We start from the raw sequence: 660 nt of genomic DNA on the forward strand, positions 1-660 counted from the left end.
CATGATCATGCCGCCGTCGGCCAACGGCGTGAAGGTCATCTCGATCGGCATGTTCACCCCGGGCAACACACCGGTGGTGTGGCGCGGGCCGATGCTGCACCGCGCGCTCCAGCAGTTCCTCGCCGATGTCTACTGGGGCGACCTGGACGTGCTGCTGCNNGCAGCAGGCCGCCGCCGAGGTCGCCGAGCGGGCGGGCTCGATCGCGGTCCAGACCCACCAGAAGATCGTCGGCGTGGTCGAGAACATGTCCGGGCTGCCCTGTCCGCACTGCGACGAGATGGTCGATGTCTTCGGCACGGGCGGCGGCCAGACCGTCGCCGACGGCCTGACCCGGGCCACCGGCGCCACGGTGCCGGTGCTCGGCGCCATCCCGATCGATGTGCGGCTGCGCGAGGGCGGCGACGAGGGGAAGCCGGTCGTGCTGACCGACCCCGACTCCCCGGCGGGCAGCGCGCTGCGGGCCATCGCGGGCAAGCTCGGGGGGCGGCAGCGCGGGCTGGCGGGCATGTCGCTGGGCATCACGCCGCGCAACAAGTTCTGAGCCCGCTTAAGCGGGCTCAAGCGGGCACGAAGAGCTGCGGGCGGCCTCCTGAGGGGGCCGCCCGGTCTTTTCGTACTGCCTGCTGTCCGGCTGTTACTCGTACGCGGTGATGTCCTTG

1 pseudogene is annotated in these 660 nt (G+C 71.4%); it reads left to right on the forward strand.

Annotated elements, in window-relative coordinates:
• Positions 1-542: pseudogene (locus CCN51_RS52755) on the forward strand (P-loop NTPase); the annotation flags it as partial.
• Positions 543-660: the final 118 nt, after the last annotated feature.

It is taken from the genome of Streptomyces milbemycinicus (genome assembly GCF_002154605.1).
GTDB classification, from domain to species: domain Bacteria; phylum Actinomycetota; class Actinomycetes; order Streptomycetales; family Streptomycetaceae; genus Streptomyces; species Streptomyces milbemycinicus.